This is a genomic window from Brevundimonas sp. KH_060 (assembly GCF_057838275.1).
The window spans coordinates 1,010,630-1,026,179 of sequence record NZ_CM174463.1 but is presented as its reverse complement, the minus strand read 5'-3'; the positions used below and the strand labels follow the sequence as shown (position 1 = coordinate 1,026,179).

The following is a 15,550-nucleotide window of genomic DNA, read 5'->3' as shown; positions in this document are numbered from 1 at the left end:
TTTTTCCGCGCTCCTTCGTCTCTTCCCCAACCCGCGTCTGTGCGGGTATCCATTTCGGGGGAATGTTATGCGTATCGGTCCTTGTTCCACTGCGCTTGGCGTATTGATGCTCGCTGCGGCGACGCCTGTCATCGCTCAGACGCAAACGGCTGCCGTGCAGTTCCGCGTTCCTGCCGGCCCGCTGCAAACCGCACTGCCCCTGTTCGCGGCCCAAAGCGGCGAGCAAATTCTCTACTCCACCGACCTCGTCGCAGGCCGCCAGTCCCCGGGCGTCACCGGGTCGCTCAACACGGATCGGGCTCTCACCACCCTGCTGGATGGCACGGGGCTACGCGCCCGCCGCACGAGCCCGAACACCCTCGTCGTCTTCGACCCATCGATGCGGGCAGCGGTCTCTGATGAAGCGACCGAGATCGAAGACGTCATCGTCACCGGCAGTTTGATCCGAGGGGTCGCCGATGGTCCTTCGCCGGTCGTATCGGTGACCCGCGACCAGATGGATCGTCAAGGCCGTGCAACCGTCGCCCAACTCCTGGCCGCCCTGCCTCAGAACTTCGGCGGGTCGGCAAACGAGGGCGCAATCAACAACGGGGGAGATCGCTCGGGCACCAACTCGACCTACGCAAACGGCGTCAATCTTCGCGGGCTCGGAAGCGATGCGACCCTTGTGCTGATCAACGGGCGGCGGCTCGCAGGCACCGGCTCCAAAGGAGACTTCGTCGACGTCTCAACCATTCCCACCGCTGCCGTGGAACGCGTCGATATCCTGCTGGATGGCGCTTCGGCCTTGTACGGCGCCGACGCCGTCGGCGGCGTCGTGAACATCGTCCTCAGAGACAACTACGACGGTGCGGAGACCCGGGTAAGGGTCGGCAGTACGGCCGACGGCGCGAGCGGCGAATATCAAATTGCGCAGGTCTTGGGACGACGGTGGGCGAGCGGTTCGGCCATGCTCACCTACGAATACAACGACCGCGACGCGTTGGCTGCATCAGAGCGCCGGCGCGCGAGCGATGCGGACCACACCTGGCTCGGCGGACGCGATCGGCGCTCGTTCTACAGTAATCCCGGCAACATCGTTGTTCTTGATCCCGCGACCGGTAGCCAGGTGCCGAGATACAGTATCCCGGATGGCCAAAACGGGGTGGGCCTGCTCCGGTCCGATTTCCGGCTGGGGCAGACCAATCTCGAGAACTTCAGGGCGATGGGCAACGTCCTGCCGCGCCAGACGCGCCAAAGCGCCTATGCCGCCGCTCGCCAATCTTTTGGCGACCGCTTCGAGCTCAGCGGCGATGCGCGATGGGGCCTCCGCGAATACGAAACCGTCTCGACCGCGATCACCACGCTGCTGACCGTGACACGAGCCAACCCTTACTTCGCGTCCCCGACCGGAGCCAACTCCCACACGATCGCTTATTCCTTCCAGGGCGAGATCGCGGCTCCGAAGGTCTTCGGCGAAGTCGAATCTTTCGGCGCCAGTTTCGGGGGAACGGCTGACCTTTTCCGCGACTGGCGGCTCGAGTCCTACGTTTCTTACAGCACAGAAGACGCCCGTACGGGTTCCGACGGCGCCTTGCAGTCCACCAATCTCCGTGAGGCCCTCGGCGCGATTGCGGACAGCCCCGCCACGTCGTTCAGCACGGCGCGCGACGGCTTTTTCAACCCATTCGGCAGTGGCGCCTCCAACAGCGCAACCATCCTGGACTTCATCAGCGCCGGCTACACGAGAAGCCAAAGCCAGACCGGAAATCTCTCCGCCAATCTGCAGATCAGCGGCACGGTCGTCGAGCTGCCGGGCGGGCCGCTTCGTCTCGCAACCGGGTTCAATTTTCGTCAGGAGACCTTTGAACGCCAGGTCACCACCTTCTCCTCGGGCACGGTTCCGACCGTCGGGGCCCGAACGGAAACCGAACGCGATGTCAGCGCCGCCTTTGTGGAACTCCGCGTGCCTCTCTTTGGCGCGACCAATGCCCTTCCCGGCCTTCAGCGACTGGAACTATCTTTAGCGGCGCGGTTCGAAGACTACGGAGACATTGGCCAGACGACGAGCCCAAAGGCCGGCGTGCTGTGGGAGCCCACCGCCGGGCTTCTTCTTCGGGCCAACTACGGGCGCTCCTTTCGGGCGCCGGCCCTGCGCGAGCTGAATGACGCGGCCAGCGCCAGTCCTTCCATCCTGCCGCGCGGATCATCGCAAATTCTGTCGATGATCCTCTATGGCGGCAATCCGAACCTTGAGCCCGAGGAAGCGGACACCTGGACTGCGGGTTTTGAGATCAAGCCCTCAGGGGTTCCCGGCCTGAGACTGGGGGCGAACGTCTTCCGAACCGATTTCGACAACCGCATCGGGCAACCTGCGCTGGAGAGCATTCTCACGGCCCTGTCCGATCCATCGCTGGCCCCCTTCGTTCGCCCCCTTGATCCGGTGAACAACGCCGCCGATCGCGCAGCCGTCCAGGCCATTCTCGATCTACCGACCACAAATCTGCGCGACCTGTTCCCGGCGACGTCCTATGGCGCGATCGTGGACGCCCGCTATGTGAACACCGCCAGAGTTCAGGTGGAGGGCCTCGATCTGTCGGCCGGCTACGGTTTCAATCTCGAGGACAACGCCTTCGATCTCGACGTCAACCTGACGTGGCTGGAGCGTTTCGACGCCCAGCCCACACCGACATCACCGACCGTATCCCAACTGGACCGCCCGAACTTCCCGGTGGGCCTGCGCGGACGAACGTCAGCGAGCTGGTCGCGAGGGTCCTGGACAGTGGCCCCCTCGCTCAACTACGTGAGCGATTACGCCGATCTCACCGGTCGCCGTATCGGCTCCTGGACGACGGCCGACGTTCTGGTGCGGTTCGCGCCTGACGCCGGTCTGCTCGAAGGGACCGCCGTGTCGCTAACGGTGCAGAACCTCTTTGACCGCGATCCGCCGTTCTACGACGCGCCGGAAGGCATCGCCTACGACGCCGCGAACGCGAATGTTCTCGGCCGTTTCATCTCGCTGCAGCTGACAAAGGCCTGGTGATGCGACAGCTGCCTTTGATGCTCGCCCTCGCGGCGAGCCTGGCCGGAGTCTGTCCGGCGTCAGCGCAAACCCATCGGTTCGGGGTCGAGGATCTGATCGGACGAGAAGGCGTTGGCCAGGTCCGGACTAGCCCCGACGGACGGTGGGTCGTCGTAGAGCGGCAGGCCGCCCACAATCATGCTGCGACCTATCGCTTCCAGACCATGACCTACGCCCTGTTGACCGAGCTGGAGATCCATGCCGTCGACGCAACGTCGCCTACGCGACGGTTCGCAGCGGCGGGTCACGATGTGGGCTATCTCGCAGGCCCCTTCTCGCCGAGCGGCGCAAGAATGGTGGTGATCAAGGTCACCGAGGCCACCTACCGGATGGGGATCCTCACCCTGGCGACGGGCGACATTCAGTGGCTCCCGATCACGCCGGAACAGAGCCAGTTCGGGCGTTCCATCGCTTGGAGATCAGAGACGGAAGTGGCCGTCATAGCTCGACCGCTTGACGATTTCCCGATTCAGATGCGGGTCGGTTTCCAAACCCAGGACCGGGTTGAAGGTCTTTGGCGGATCGCGGCCTCCGGTCATGCTTCGAGCGGCGTTTACATACCCAGCGGGGCAACGCGAGACGCCCGGGCTCAAGCCCTTCCCTCATGCCTGATCCTCGTCAACGCCGAAACAGGCAGCCAACGTGTTCTGGCGCACGGCGAATGGTTCGATATGGCGCTTTCGCTGGATGGGCGCCGTCTCGCCGCGCTCCGCAATGGAGAGGACATCCAGCCGGCAGTGGACCGACCCCTCCTGGTCGGGGATCCGATCCGTCGCCGCCGTCTCGCGGTGATCGATCTGGACAGCGGCGTCGTCTCCGACCCGCTGCCGGGCGAGGACTTCGCCATGTATCTCCTCTCCTGGTCCCCCGATTCCTCGCGGCTGCTCACGTTCGGGCGCCCCTACGGGTCGGCGGACTTCGACAAGGACGGGCGTTACTGGCTCATCGGACGCAACGGGCGAGCCGCAAGGCTCGACACGGGCGAGGACCGACCCCGGCTGCAGAGGACTTGGGACGGCGTGGCCATTCCTCTGGCGAGCTGGGACGGCGAGCGCGCTCTGGTACAGGTCGGTGAGACCGAACAGAACCGGTACTGGCGAAGGGACGACGGCGCGCGCTTCCCGGTCAGGGAGCTCGGCGAACGCGTCGCCCGCTTCGACGGTCGGACCGTGCTTCAACGTCGCGACGGGCTCTACGCCCTGAGTGGCACCAAGATCGTCTCGGGCCGGCTTGTGGACGCGGGGCAGATGTCCGACGGCGCCAATCCCGCACAATGGAATCCCAGTCCGGTTCTTCTCGGGCAGGGGTCGGTCGTTGACGGGCCCTGCATCCAGACGGTTCTGACGGCGGCTCCGACCTGCGTGTCTCCGATCCCCGAGGGAGAGCGGGCTATAGCAGTGATGCCGGCCGGGATCGTAACGACGGGTCTTGACGAGCATGGCGTCACGACCGTCCGCCTTCATACGCTGGATGAGATTCAGACGCTGACGACGGTCAACGCGGCATGGCGTGGCGTCGCCTGGGGCCGAGTCGAACCGGTCGCTCACCCCGGGCCGGAGGGACAGTCGCTGACCAGCTGGCTTCTTCTTCCTGCCGGCATGGCGATCGGAGAACGTCCGCCCGTCGTGGTCCAGATCTATCCCGGCAGGATCCTGACGGCGGCGCCACCGACGATCCTGCCGGGCTCCAGGAATCCGCAGAACAATCCGTCAGTGATCGCGGGGGCCGGCTATGCTGTGCTCATCGCCAATCTGCCCGACCCCGCATCCGGCCCGCGGCTGGACGATCTCGCAGACCGCATCTTCGCCATCGTCGAAGAGGCCGGCCGGCGGGGCCTGATCGATCCGGACCGGGTGGCCGTGACGGGCCACAGCTACGGCGCCTATGCAAGCCTGCGCGCCGCGACCCAGTCTGATCGCTTCAAGGCGGTGATCGCCACGAGCGGCTATCCGGAGCTGACGCGCTCCATGGAGTTACCGCCATTCTTCCGTGTGTCGCCGGACGAGGGTGTTCCGGTCGGACAGATGGCCGGATGGGGCGAGACCGGCCAGGGCGGATTCGGCGCGTTCTCGACCTCCCCGGAAACCTATGTCGCTCAAAGTCCTCTCTTCAGCGTGGAACGCCTGCGCAGTCCGACGCTCCTGGCGGAAGGCGATCAGGAGAACGCCCGCATGGGCGCCCTGTTTAGCGCTCTGTATCGACTGAACCGCGAGGCGGCCCTCGTAACCTATTATGGCGAGGGTCACGTCTATGAGAGCCCCGGCAATGTGAGAGATCTACACGCACGCATCCTCGACTGGTTGAACCGATACCTCGGTCCGCCGGCGCGCCTCGATCCGCTGGGTCCAACGTCGCACCCAGACCTCGAGCACGCCGAGCAGCAGGGGCCTGTTGGCGCCCGGGCTCCATAGGAGACGTTCAGGCTCCAGATCTCGCCCCAGTTCCACCGAATCCAGGAGTCGGTGCTCGACCATCAAACCCTCCATCAGCAGGGGGCGCAGGTCCGCAAGACTATGCTGGACCACGTGTCCATAAAATCGGCCGAGGTCACCCTTGTCACGCCGCTGGGCGATGGACGTCGGCAATCGGTCTACAAAGGCCTTGCGCGCGAGGCCTCGGTCTCTAGGGCCCTGTGTCAGACGATCGGCGGGGATCGCAAGGCAGTGCTCCATGACGGGCTGACTGAGCAAGGGATGGATCAGGTCGGCGGCCCTGGCGCGCAGGCAGTCGCTCCAGAAAAGCTGACAGTTGGCCAGGCGGTGGACTTGTCCATCCTTTCCCGGGGGGAGGTCTGCGGCATCCGCCCGCCATGGATGGAGGGGCGTCGTCGAGGGTACTCGCGGCGGAGGCCAGAGGGCCACCCGCGCGAGCGTCCAGGCGGAATGGCGCGTCCATCGGGCCATTTCGCCCCAATAGCGAGGTCGGAACCCTGCCAGCCCTTCACGGCGGCGGCGGTCCACCACGATGCGAGGTTCCGGCGCCTGATAGAAGACTGCATCCCCGCCCTGCCCCGTCACCAGGGCGGTGGCGCGTCCCCGCCGGAGGCGTCCGGCGACGTCGCGATCATAGGCGACATCGACGCCGTGCAGCGCAGGGCGAATGCCCTCTCCCAAGGGGCGGAGAAGCGCTTCGGTAATGGCCGCCACGGGCTTTCTGCGCGCGGTGAGGCGCAGTCCGGATCTCTCGGCCGCTGCGAACGCGTACGACCTCTCGTCCCCCTCCCCCCAGTCGCCGAAATAGTTGACGAAGCGCGCGCGCGACCCCAGCCCTGCGGCGGCGACACTGCCTGAAACGATCGCAGAATCGAGCCCGCCAGAGATCTCGCCGTGGATCCGCTCATGGGATGACAGAGACGCGGCGACGACATGATCGACAAGGGTGCGGAGGGCGTCAGGACTGTCGTCGAACGCAGCACCAACAAATCTGGAAGGGCGCCAGAGGACGTGACGATCCACGGTGTCGCCTAGGACGACCAAGTCTCCCGGCGTGACGACGTTGAGGCCTCGGAGGGGAGGTCGGTCGCTGAGCAGTCCGGGATCGTTCGCCAGAGCTTCCAAGACCTCCCAGTCGATCGCGATCTCCGCCGGGAGAAGGGCATCCGCGATCTGGGGAGGCTGATCCGACGCCAGTCTCAGCGACCCGCTGCGCCACCAGACGCAGTCGAGGGCGCCGCTCGGATCTCGAAGGACCGCCAGACGCCGGTCGTCATCGCGCCACGCCAGAATATATCGACCCCAGCCGGAACGGACGACCTCGGAACCCAAGGCCCTTGATGTTCGGCTCGTGCCGATGACCGACGACATGGCGCGGTCGGTCGGTCGCCACGTTCCGATCAGGATGTGGCGACGGTGAACCTGTTTCACATCCAGGGTCGCGTGGGGTCCGAGAAAAACTTCGATGTCGTCAACGATCAAAGCCGATCGCCAACCTGCTCTCAGGAGCTGTTGGCGGACGTGATCAAGGCGGTCCCGATCGCATGGCGTCGCGTCGCTGCTGTCGACGAGGAGATAGGCGCGAGCGTCGACAGCGGGGATCATCGACACAGCAGGGGCTGATACGTCGAGAGGCGCTCGACATCATCGTTGAGGCAGGTGTCGCCCGCTTGAACCCAGCAATGGGCCATGAACGGAAAGAGCCGCACGCCGAAGACCCACTCGGCCTCAAGCCCCTGCCGACGGAGGGCGCGGACGAGCAGCGCCGACCGCACGAGGCATTCCCCTTCGATCGGGAGCCATGGCTGCAGGCGCCAGAACGCCCGCGCCGCCCTCAGCACATCCCGCTCACCCTTCTGAGGTAGAGGGGGGTCAGACAAATAGGCGACGATCCCGGACCCCGGCTTGATTTTCCTCACCTCGAGCGCGGCGGCGAGACCCGCTTGGATATCGCGCCACGTCACAACGGCGGGCTCGTAGATGACGGTCCGCGAGGGTTTCGCCGGCAATGTTCGCACCAATGGCGGCGCTTCGGCTTGAAGCAATCCCGCGGCCTCGAGCGTTTCGCCCGCCGGACCATCCAGGACCTCCGCGCCGCCGTCGGGTCGGGGCACGATGGTCTCGCCGCTGTTCGGGAGACAGAAATAGGTGTCGGCCTCAAGATCCAGGATCACGAGCGCCGTGTCGATGACGGCCGCATGCACGCCGCCCTTCAGAAACATCATGAGAGATAGCCCTGATGAGGACGCCGGCCCTCGCGGGCCGACGTCCCGTCGTTCAGTGGAAACGCACGCCGGTCATCGTCCAGCGCTGGACCGGGATCAGCTCGAACTCGCCGTCCGGGGAGTCCGCGCGGGTCTGATCCGCGGCGGCGCCAAGCCGGAGCAGGCCCGATCCGGCCTCGTCGTAGTACTGGATCGGGTTCAGTTCGGGCTTCTCGGTGCCGACTTCGGCGCGGGTGTGATGGGCGGCCGACCCCAGGGAGATCAGACGCGTCAGGTTCTTCAGCATGGTCATTGCCTCCTATTGCCGGACGGGATTGTCCGACGGCATCAGGACGCGCGTAGGTAATCGTATTTTCAAACTATATTTGAAATATACTTCATGCCGATTGCCTCATCACTTTCTCGAGCGATGGCGCAAGGGCGATCCGCTCTCCGTGATACTGGTCGAGTGCACGCGTCAACTCGCCAACCGGACCGCGCGAGCTCAGGCGTTCAATCTCGAGCGCGATCTCCAGTCCCATGTCCCCAAGGAGCGCCTCAATCCTGCGGATTGGTCTGAGCTGCGCTGAAACCCGGCGATAGGCTTCGAAGACAGCGCTGTTTTCCCCACGCTGCGCGAGCTGGTCAAATATGGCCTCAACCCGCAGATCCGGATCCACAGGCGGATCGGTCGACGACGCTTCGGGCGGGAGGCCGTCTGCGGAGCACCAGCGCAGAAACTGGTGATGAAGCTCGTAAAGCCCGACAATATCGGATGCGGTCGGGCTCGGTGCGAAATAGCCGCGTCCCGGCCGATGCTCGATGATGCCCTCGCCGGCAAGATGGGCCAAGGCCTCGCGGACAGGTGTCGGACTTAGACCAAGCTCGTTCGCCAGACTGGTGGCGACGAGCGGGTGACCCCAGCCGAAACGCCCCGCTGCGGCGTAGCCGGCCAACGCTGTGCGGGCGACCGCGAAATGGTCTCTCTCGCGCTTCACGAGCCAACCGTCCGAATGCGGCGCCGCGCCAGGAAACCGAAATGAACCTCCGAAATACATAACGGAGGCGGTCGGTCAGTAGCGGAAGAACGGATATCAGTTTTCATACAAGAACCGCATGTTCTTTGCGCACTTTCCACAAGACTTGGGACACCGTGAGCTTCCCGTCTTTCATTTGATGCTCAACTGCCGCATTTTTCAACCACCGGGAGTAAGGCGTCGAGAATCGCGTTGACCTCCACAACCCGAGGCAGCCGAGCTGATGGAAAGCGACCGACCCCGCTCTCAGAACGAAATCCTGGCTGCAGCGCTGCGGTTGATCCGGCTGCACAGGCGGATGAAGCCGGCCGAGGTCGCCGAGGCCATGGGCATGGCCAAGCGGTCCTATGAACACTTCGAGGCCGGGAAGGGAAAGATCAATCTCGAGCGTATCCACCGCTTCGCAGAGGCCACGGACAGCGATCCTTACGCGATCATCGACTGCATGGCGTTGGGGTCCCCGGAGTTCGCCGTCCGCTGCGCCGACAACAAGGCGATGCTCGCGCTTCGGGTCGTGACCCAGGAGTTTGACGAGGAGGTCGGCGACGCGATCATGGAGCTCGACACGCGCTCGATCATCAACGCCTTCACCCGCACTCTGAAGGATCTCGGAATGCAGGCCGTGAGACGGGATGACGCGGCCAAGGCTTGGCTCGATGAACGGATTGGACGGCTGGTCACGCCCTCGAAGGACGAGGAAGACTGATCGGGGTTCGCCTCACACCGTAGATTTCCTGTCCGAACCTTGCGGTCTTGCCGCAAACTCTGATCCGGGTCTGGCTTGAGTCCATGACCCAGTCGCTTTCCCTCCCTTCCGATCATGCCGCAACGCGTTCCAGCGACGGCCTGTCCGCTCGCCAGGCCGACTGTTTGCGTCTGGCCGGCCAGGGGCTGTCATCGCGTCAGATCGCGCGTCGCCTCGGCGTGTCGGCCCGCACCGTCGACGACCACATCCTGCTAGGGTGCCGTTGGCTCGGGGTCAGGACCCGGGTCCAGGCCGTCGCGCTTCTGGTGAGAGACGATCGCCGCGCCGCCGAGCCCCGTAGTTTCACCCCGTAGCTCTCCGGTGGCGCCCTAGCGGATCGAACGCGCGCGGCTGATGCGGTCTGCTGAGGGCTCTCAACGGAGCCCTGCCTTGCTCGATCTCGCCCTCGTCCTCGCCCTTTCCGCCCAGTGCGCACCCGGCGTCTCGCCGCAGACCCTGGCCGCGATCGCGCATACGGAAAGCCGCTTCAACGCCTTGGCGATCGGCGTCAATCGTGGCGCCGCCGTGCGCCAGCCCAAGACGCGCGAGGAAGCGGCTCGGGTCGCCCGCCGCCTGATCGCCTCGGGCGTCAACATCGATCTCGGTCTCGCCCAGATCAACTCCAGCAATCTCGGATGGCTGCGTCTGACGGTGGAGGACGCGTTCGATCCCTGCCGCAACCTCACCGCCGCAGGGACCGTTTTGCGCGCCGGCTTCGCCCCCGCATCGACGGGCTCTGACCGCCAACAGGCCCTGCGCGTGGCCCTGTCCCGATACAACACCGGTCATCCCGATCGCGGCTTTCGCAACGGCTATGTTGCGCGCGTCGAAGCGTCCGCGGCGCGCCTGGGCCTGGCCGTCTCCGTGCCGCCGCTAACGCAAGCCGCTTCAGCCTTACTCCCCGATCAGTTGGCGGCAGACCCCGTCGCGCCACCCGCCGCCTGGGACGTGTTCGCGCGCGCCACCGCCAGCGCCATCGTCCTCTTCGCCCCCGCCTCACAGACCCAGACCTGGAGCGTCAACCCGTGACCCTGTCCCCCATTCGACGCCGCCAATGCGCGGTCGGAGCGATCGCCCTGGCGACCACCCTGATGTCGGTGCAGCCCGCCTTCGCCCAGGCCAATGTCGAGGGCCTGCTGCAGAACGTGGTCGACATGCTGACCGGCAACACGGCCAGGCTGTTGGCCATCCTGGCTGTCGTCATCGTCGGCATCCTGTGGATGTTCGGCCTGTTCGATCTGCGGCGCGCCGCCATTGTCATTCTCGGCATCGTCGTGGTCTTCGGCGCCGCCGAGATCGTCGGCCTGATCACGGGCGGCGCCTGATGGCCCGGGCCGATGCCTGTCTGATCGTCGCGGGGATCGCCGGCGGCCTGGCGCTGACGCTGATGCTCGGCGTCCGGCTGATCTCGCCAGCACGCTTCGCCCAGGCTCTGGGCGGCGGTCTGGTCGGTCTCGCCGTGGCGAAAGCCGCCCTGGTCCTGAGCGGGGCGAACCATGGCTGAGGAACGACTGATCGAAGAGCCTCTCTTCCTCGCCTGCACTCGGCCGGCGATGATCCTGGGCGTGCCCATGGAGGCCATGGGCGTCAACGTCATGATCTCCGGCCTGGCCTTTCTCGTCGGGGGCAGCCTGCTCTATCTGCTGATCGCCCCGGCCCTGCATCTGGTCTTCCGGGCGATCTGCAAGGTGGATCACAACGCCTTCCGGCTTCTGCTGGTCTTCGTCGACACCAAGGGCCGGTCCCGCAACGGCGCCCTGTGGGGCGGCAGCTCGGCGACCCCGCTCCCTCTTGTCCGGCGTTACAGCGCAAGGGAGCTGGTCCGTGGGTGAGCTCCGTCTCTCGCCGTCGCCTCTGCGCAGGGAAGGCGACGCCCTGGCCGGCCTGCCCTATGCGCGCCACGCCTCGGACCACATCGTCACGCTCGATAGCGGGGCGCTGATGATCGCCTTCGAGCTTCAGGGCGCGGCGTTCGAGACCGCTGACCCGCGCGATCTGAACGACTGGCACGTCAAGCTCAACCAGACCTGGCGCAACCTGGCCGACGACCGATTGGCCGTCTGGCACCACATCGTCCGGCGCGAGGTCCAGCCCGAGGTCATGGGCGGGTTCCGCTCCGACTTCGCACGCGATCTGAGCCAGGCCTACGAAGCGCGGCTCGGAGGCCGGCGGCTGTTCGTCAACGAACTCTTTGTCACCCTGGTGCTCCATCCCGGCCGTGATCCCGGCGATCGCGCTGCGGCGCTCATGCGTCGCCTGCAGACAGCCCGCCGTCAGGACACGGAGGTCGCCCCCGAACAGATCAAGCGGCTCGAGGATGCTGCGCGTGATCTTGAGCAGTATCTCGGCCGCTATGCGCCGCGCCGCCTTGGCCTGTACCAACACGGCGACATCTGGTGCTCCGAACCGATGGAGCTGGTTCGGCTCGTCCTCACCGGCCGGCCGGGACGCGTCCCCATCGTCTACGGCCATCTCGGATCCGCGGTTCATACGGTGCGGGTCATCTTTGGACGCGAAATCCTGGAGCTTCGGGACGTCGACGGAGGCCGTTACGCCGGCGTCCTCGCCATCAAGGAATATCCGGCCTCGACCCGGCCCGGACTGTGGAACGCGCTGCTGAGCGCGCCCTTCGGTTTCGTCATGACCCAGTCCTTCGCCTTCCTGTCCAAGGCGGCCGGGCGTTCGGTGATGGAGCGCAAGCAGAACCAGATGGTCTCCGCGCGTGACCGCGCCGCTTCACAGATCGACGGCCTTTCGGACGCGCTGGACGATCTGGTCAGCAACCGGTTCGTGCTCGGCGAACACCAGGCGTCCGTCCTGGTCTACGGCGACACGCCCGCCGCCCTGGCCGACCACCTTTCGAAGGCGCGGGCGCATCTGGCTGACTCCGGCCTGGTCGTCGCCCGCGAGGACCTCGGCCTCGAGGCCGCCTTCTGGTCCCAGTTCCCCGGCGGCTTCGCGCGGCGCACGCGTCCGGCCGCGATCACCTCACGCAACTTCGCCGCCCTCGCGCCTTTCCATGCCTATCCCGTCGGAAAGCCACACGGCAATCACTGGGGACCGGCTGTAGCGACGCTGCGCACGACAGCCGGATCCCCCTTCTACTTCAACTTCCACGTCGGCGATCTCGGCCACACCTTCATCTGCGGCCCCTCCGGGTCGGGAAAGACGGTCGTCCAGAACTTCATGCTGGCGCAGCTGGAGCGGTTCGACGCCCAGCAGCTGTTCATCGACAAGGACCGGGGCGCCGAGATTTTCGTTCGGGCCTGCGGCGGGACCTATCTGGCCCTGCGCAACGGCGTGTCCACGGGATTCGCGCCCTTCAAGGCGTTGGAGCCTTCACCCGCCAATCGCGCCTTCCTCAACCGGCTTGTGCGGACCTTGGTCGCCCGACCGAACGAGACCCTGTCGGTCCCGGAAGCGCGCGCCATCGACGAAGCGGTCGCCGCGCTTGAGGCCCTCCCACGCGAGCGACGCTCCCTTTCGGCGCTGCGCAGCCTGCTAGGTCAATCGGACGTCGGCGGCGTCGGGGCGCGGCTGGAGCGCTGGATCCGGGGCGGGCCGCTCGGTTGGGCTCTGGACGGCGACGACGACGCCCTGTCGCTCGATGCCCGCTTCGCCGGCTTCGACATGACCGATGTGCTGGACCACCCCGAGGTCCGCACGCCGATGATGCTTTACCTGTTCCACCGAATCGCCCAGCGGGTAGATGGGCGCCGGCTCGTCCTCGACATCGACGAGTTCTGGAAGGTGCTGGGCGACGCCGCCTTCACCGACCTGGCCCAGGACGGCCTCAAGACCTGGCGCAAGCAGAACGCCCTGATGGTGTTCGGCACCCAGTCCCCCGCCGACGCGCTGCGCTCGCCGATTGCCCACACCATCCTCGAACAGTGCGCGACCAAGATCTTCCTGCCGAACGCTCACGGCCAGGCCCGCGACTACGTCGAAGGCTTCGGCCTGAGCAAGGAGGAGTTCCGGCTGATCCGGGACGAGCTGACGCCGGAGTCTCACCGCTTCCTGGTCAAACAGGGTCACGACAGCGTGGTCGTGGAGCTTGATCTCAAAGGCCTCGATGACGCGCTGGCCGTCCTGTCCGGACGATCCGAAACCGTCGCCCTTCTTGACCGGCTGAGAGCCGAGACCGGGGACGACTACGCCGACTGGCGGGGCCCCTTCCATTCCCAGAGGAGACTGAAATGAGACGCTCCATCCTTTCGATCGCCGTCGCGCTGGCCGCGATGACCGCCGTTCCGGCCCACGCCCAGCAGGTTGTTTACGATCCAACGTCCTTCGCCCAGATGGTCAAGGATGCGCGCACTGCCATCGAACAGCTCGACAGCCTGAAGGCCCAGGTCCAGCAGGGCGAGGAACTCTTCGCCAGCCTCAACGACCTGTCCGACGTCAATGCGATCGCCGAGCGGCTGGGTCTGCCGGAGATCCGCAATCCGCTGCGGGACATGGCGACGCTCCGGTCGGCGGCCGACGGGAATCTGTCGGCGCTCGGCGAACTGGCGGAGCGGGCCGACGCGATCCGCCGCGAGACCCGCGTCTATACGCCTGACGCGCCGTCCGCCGCCGCCGAGGCCCTGGAGCGGTCCGGCGCGCGGACGGCCCGTGACCTGGCGATCGGCGAGACTGTCGACCGGGCGGCGACCGATCGTCTCGAAGGCCTGGAGACGCTGCGTCGAGCGCTCGACACCGCGCCGAACGCGCGGGCCGTTATGGACCTGAACGCCCGGCTCGCGGCGGAACAGGCCCTGATCCAGAATGAGCAGGTTCGGCTGCAGGGCCTGGCCCTGACCCAGGCCGCCGAAGCCCGTCTTGAGGACCAGCGGGCGCGAGAGCGGATCGCTGCGGAACGGTCGGCCCGCATGGACGCCTACCGTCAGGCCTTTCAGTGAAAGCCGCCTTGGTCCTGCTCGGCCTGCTCGCGGGTTGCGGCGCGCCGGAAGCTCCCAGGGCTGAGCCGCGCCCGGATCGCGCCGCCCTCGAGGCGGCTGTCGAGGACTGCGAACGCGGCGCCCGCCGGCAAGGTTGTGACGCCGCCGAGGCGCGTCTCGCCGAGGTCCGGCGCGCTGACCGCATGGCCGCCTACCGGCCGGGTTTCTAGGAGGTCGCCATGTCGTTTCGGGTCTTTGAGCCGGCCTACACATTCCTCGACGAAAGGCTGAGCGCCTTCCTCGGGGACCGGCTGGGCGCGGTGATCGCCGAGGTCGAAGGCCCGCTGCGCATCGCCCTGGTTCTCTACGTCGTCCTCTATGGCTTCGCGATCTTCCGGGGCGCCATCAGCGAACCGGTCATGGATTTCGCGATCCGCGCGATCAAACTGCTGTTCATCTATGTGCTGGCCACCACCCCGGCCTATTCGGACTTCGTCACCGAGCCGCTGTTCCGCGACCTGCCGAACCTTTTGACGCGGGCCATCAGCGGCGCGGAGACGCCGAACGTCGGCGCGGCCTTCGACCAGTTCCTCGCCTACGCCGGCTATCTCGGAGAGAAGATCGGCAGCGAGGGATCGGCTTTCGACCTGTCGCCCTACATCGTCGCCGCGGTCGTCTTCATCGTCGGCGCCCTGGCGTGTGCGCTCGGCTTCGGCGTGGTGCTGGTGGCCAAGCTGGCTCTGGCTCTGCTGGTGACGCTCGGCCCCATCTTCATCGCCTGCGCCCTGTTCGACGCGACGCGGCGCTTCTTTTTCGGCTGGCTGTCCCAGGCGGTGAACTACTTGGTCCTGTTCGCCCTGATCATCACCATCTTCCAACTCGTGCTGTCGCTGGTCCGGGATCAGTGGGGCGCCATCGAGGGCGGCGACCCGATGGTCGGCGGCCTGATCTTCATCGCCCTCTGTTTGCTCGGCGCGATCTTCTTCCTGCAGACGCCCGCGATCGCGGCCGGCATCGCCGGCGGCGCCAGCGCCGGGCTCGCCGACTTCGCCAACGCCGCCTCCCTGGGATCCAGCCCCAGCGCCGTCGCGCGCGGTCCTCTCGAGGCCAGCCGTCAACCGCCGCGCGGCGGCGGAACCATCCGTCCCACAGGAGCCCGCTAATGCCCTCTCTGCGAACATCGTCCCGCGT

14 protein-coding genes and 1 pseudogene are annotated in these 15,550 nt (G+C 66.3%); 11 read left to right on the top strand and 4 right to left on the bottom strand.

Going from position 1 to position 15,550, the window contains the following annotated elements:
- Positions 1-67: 67 nt before the first annotated feature.
- Positions 68-3,022 (top strand): TonB-dependent receptor domain-containing protein, encoded by a 2,955-nt coding sequence (locus tag AC3IPP_RS05080; RefSeq protein WP_489150580.1) that lies wholly within the window; start codon positions 68-70, stop codon positions 3,020-3,022.
- Positions 3,022-5,472 carry a S9 family peptidase gene (locus AC3IPP_RS05075; RefSeq protein WP_489177444.1) on the top strand — a complete coding sequence of 817 codons (2,451 nt, stop codon included), beginning with the start codon at positions 3,022-3,024 and terminating at the stop codon, positions 5,470-5,472. The genes AC3IPP_RS05080 and AC3IPP_RS05075 overlap by 1 nt, the downstream gene beginning before the upstream one ends.
- 186 nt (positions 5,473-5,658) lie before the next feature.
- Here AC3IPP_RS05075 and AC3IPP_RS05070 read toward each other — a convergent pair.
- The 4 genes and pseudogenes from AC3IPP_RS05070 to AC3IPP_RS05055 all read right to left on the bottom strand — a co-directional run.
- Positions 5,659-6,864: pseudogene (locus AC3IPP_RS05070) on the bottom strand (asparagine synthase-related protein); the annotation flags it as partial.
- A gap of 230 nt (positions 6,865-7,094) precedes the next feature.
- Positions 7,095-7,718: a lasso peptide biosynthesis B2 protein gene (locus AC3IPP_RS05065; protein ID WP_292176472.1), complete on the bottom strand. Its 624-nt coding sequence runs from the start codon at positions 7,716-7,718 to the stop codon at positions 7,095-7,097.
- Between the two features lie 52 nt (positions 7,719-7,770).
- On the bottom strand, positions 7,771-8,004 hold the full coding sequence (locus AC3IPP_RS05060; protein WP_292176471.1) for a hypothetical protein: 234 nt from the start codon (positions 8,002-8,004) through the stop codon (positions 7,771-7,773).
- A 91-nt stretch (positions 8,005-8,095) separates the two neighbouring features.
- Positions 8,096-8,695, bottom strand: coding sequence for a GntR family transcriptional regulator (locus AC3IPP_RS05055; protein ID WP_489150578.1), 600 nt, complete (start codon positions 8,693-8,695; stop codon positions 8,096-8,098).
- A 316-nt stretch (positions 8,696-9,011) separates the two neighbouring features.
- Here AC3IPP_RS05055 and AC3IPP_RS05050 point away from each other — a divergent pair, with 316 nt between their 5' ends.
- From AC3IPP_RS05050 to AC3IPP_RS05010, 9 genes are all read left to right on the top strand, one after another.
- On the top strand, positions 9,012-9,440 hold the full coding sequence (locus AC3IPP_RS05050) for a helix-turn-helix domain-containing protein (protein ID WP_314135978.1): 429 nt from the start codon (positions 9,012-9,014) through the stop codon (positions 9,438-9,440).
- An 83-nt stretch (positions 9,441-9,523) separates the two neighbouring features.
- Positions 9,524-9,793, top strand: a complete 270-nt coding sequence (locus AC3IPP_RS05045; RefSeq protein ID WP_314135979.1) for a LuxR C-terminal-related transcriptional regulator — start codon at positions 9,524-9,526, stop codon at positions 9,791-9,793.
- 76 nt (positions 9,794-9,869) lie between these two features.
- Positions 9,870-10,508: a lytic transglycosylase domain-containing protein gene (locus AC3IPP_RS05040; protein WP_489150576.1), complete on the top strand. Its 639-nt coding sequence runs from the start codon at positions 9,870-9,872 to the stop codon at positions 10,506-10,508.
- Positions 10,505-10,804, top strand: coding sequence for a TrbC/VirB2 family type IV secretion system protein (locus AC3IPP_RS05035; RefSeq protein WP_114816369.1), 300 nt, complete (start codon positions 10,505-10,507; stop codon positions 10,802-10,804). The genes AC3IPP_RS05040 and AC3IPP_RS05035 overlap by 4 nt, the downstream gene beginning before the upstream one ends.
- The gene (locus AC3IPP_RS05030) at positions 10,804-10,983 is read left to right on the top strand and encodes a hypothetical protein (RefSeq protein ID WP_003170566.1); all 180 of its coding nucleotides are present in this window, start codon (positions 10,804-10,806) and stop codon (positions 10,981-10,983) included. Before AC3IPP_RS05035 ends, AC3IPP_RS05030 begins: the two co-directional genes overlap by 1 nt.
- The gene (locus AC3IPP_RS05025; protein ID WP_003170565.1) at positions 10,976-11,311 is read left to right on the top strand and encodes a VirB3 family type IV secretion system protein; all 336 of its coding nucleotides are present in this window, start codon (positions 10,976-10,978) and stop codon (positions 11,309-11,311) included. Before AC3IPP_RS05030 ends, AC3IPP_RS05025 begins: the two co-directional genes overlap by 8 nt.
- Positions 11,304-13,679, top strand: coding sequence for a VirB4 family type IV secretion/conjugal transfer ATPase (locus AC3IPP_RS05020; RefSeq protein WP_489150575.1), 2,376 nt, complete (start codon positions 11,304-11,306; stop codon positions 13,677-13,679). The genes AC3IPP_RS05025 and AC3IPP_RS05020 overlap by 8 nt, the downstream gene beginning before the upstream one ends.
- On the top strand, positions 13,676-14,380 hold the full coding sequence (locus AC3IPP_RS05015) for a TrbJ/VirB5 family protein (RefSeq protein WP_489150574.1): 705 nt from the start codon (positions 13,676-13,678) through the stop codon (positions 14,378-14,380). The genes AC3IPP_RS05020 and AC3IPP_RS05015 overlap by 4 nt, the downstream gene beginning before the upstream one ends.
- Before the next feature lie 218 nt (positions 14,381-14,598).
- Complete coding sequence (locus AC3IPP_RS05010; RefSeq protein WP_489150573.1) at positions 14,599-15,522, top strand: TrbL/VirB6 family protein; 924 nt, start codon at positions 14,599-14,601, stop codon at positions 15,520-15,522.
- Positions 15,523-15,550: the final 28 nt, after the last annotated feature.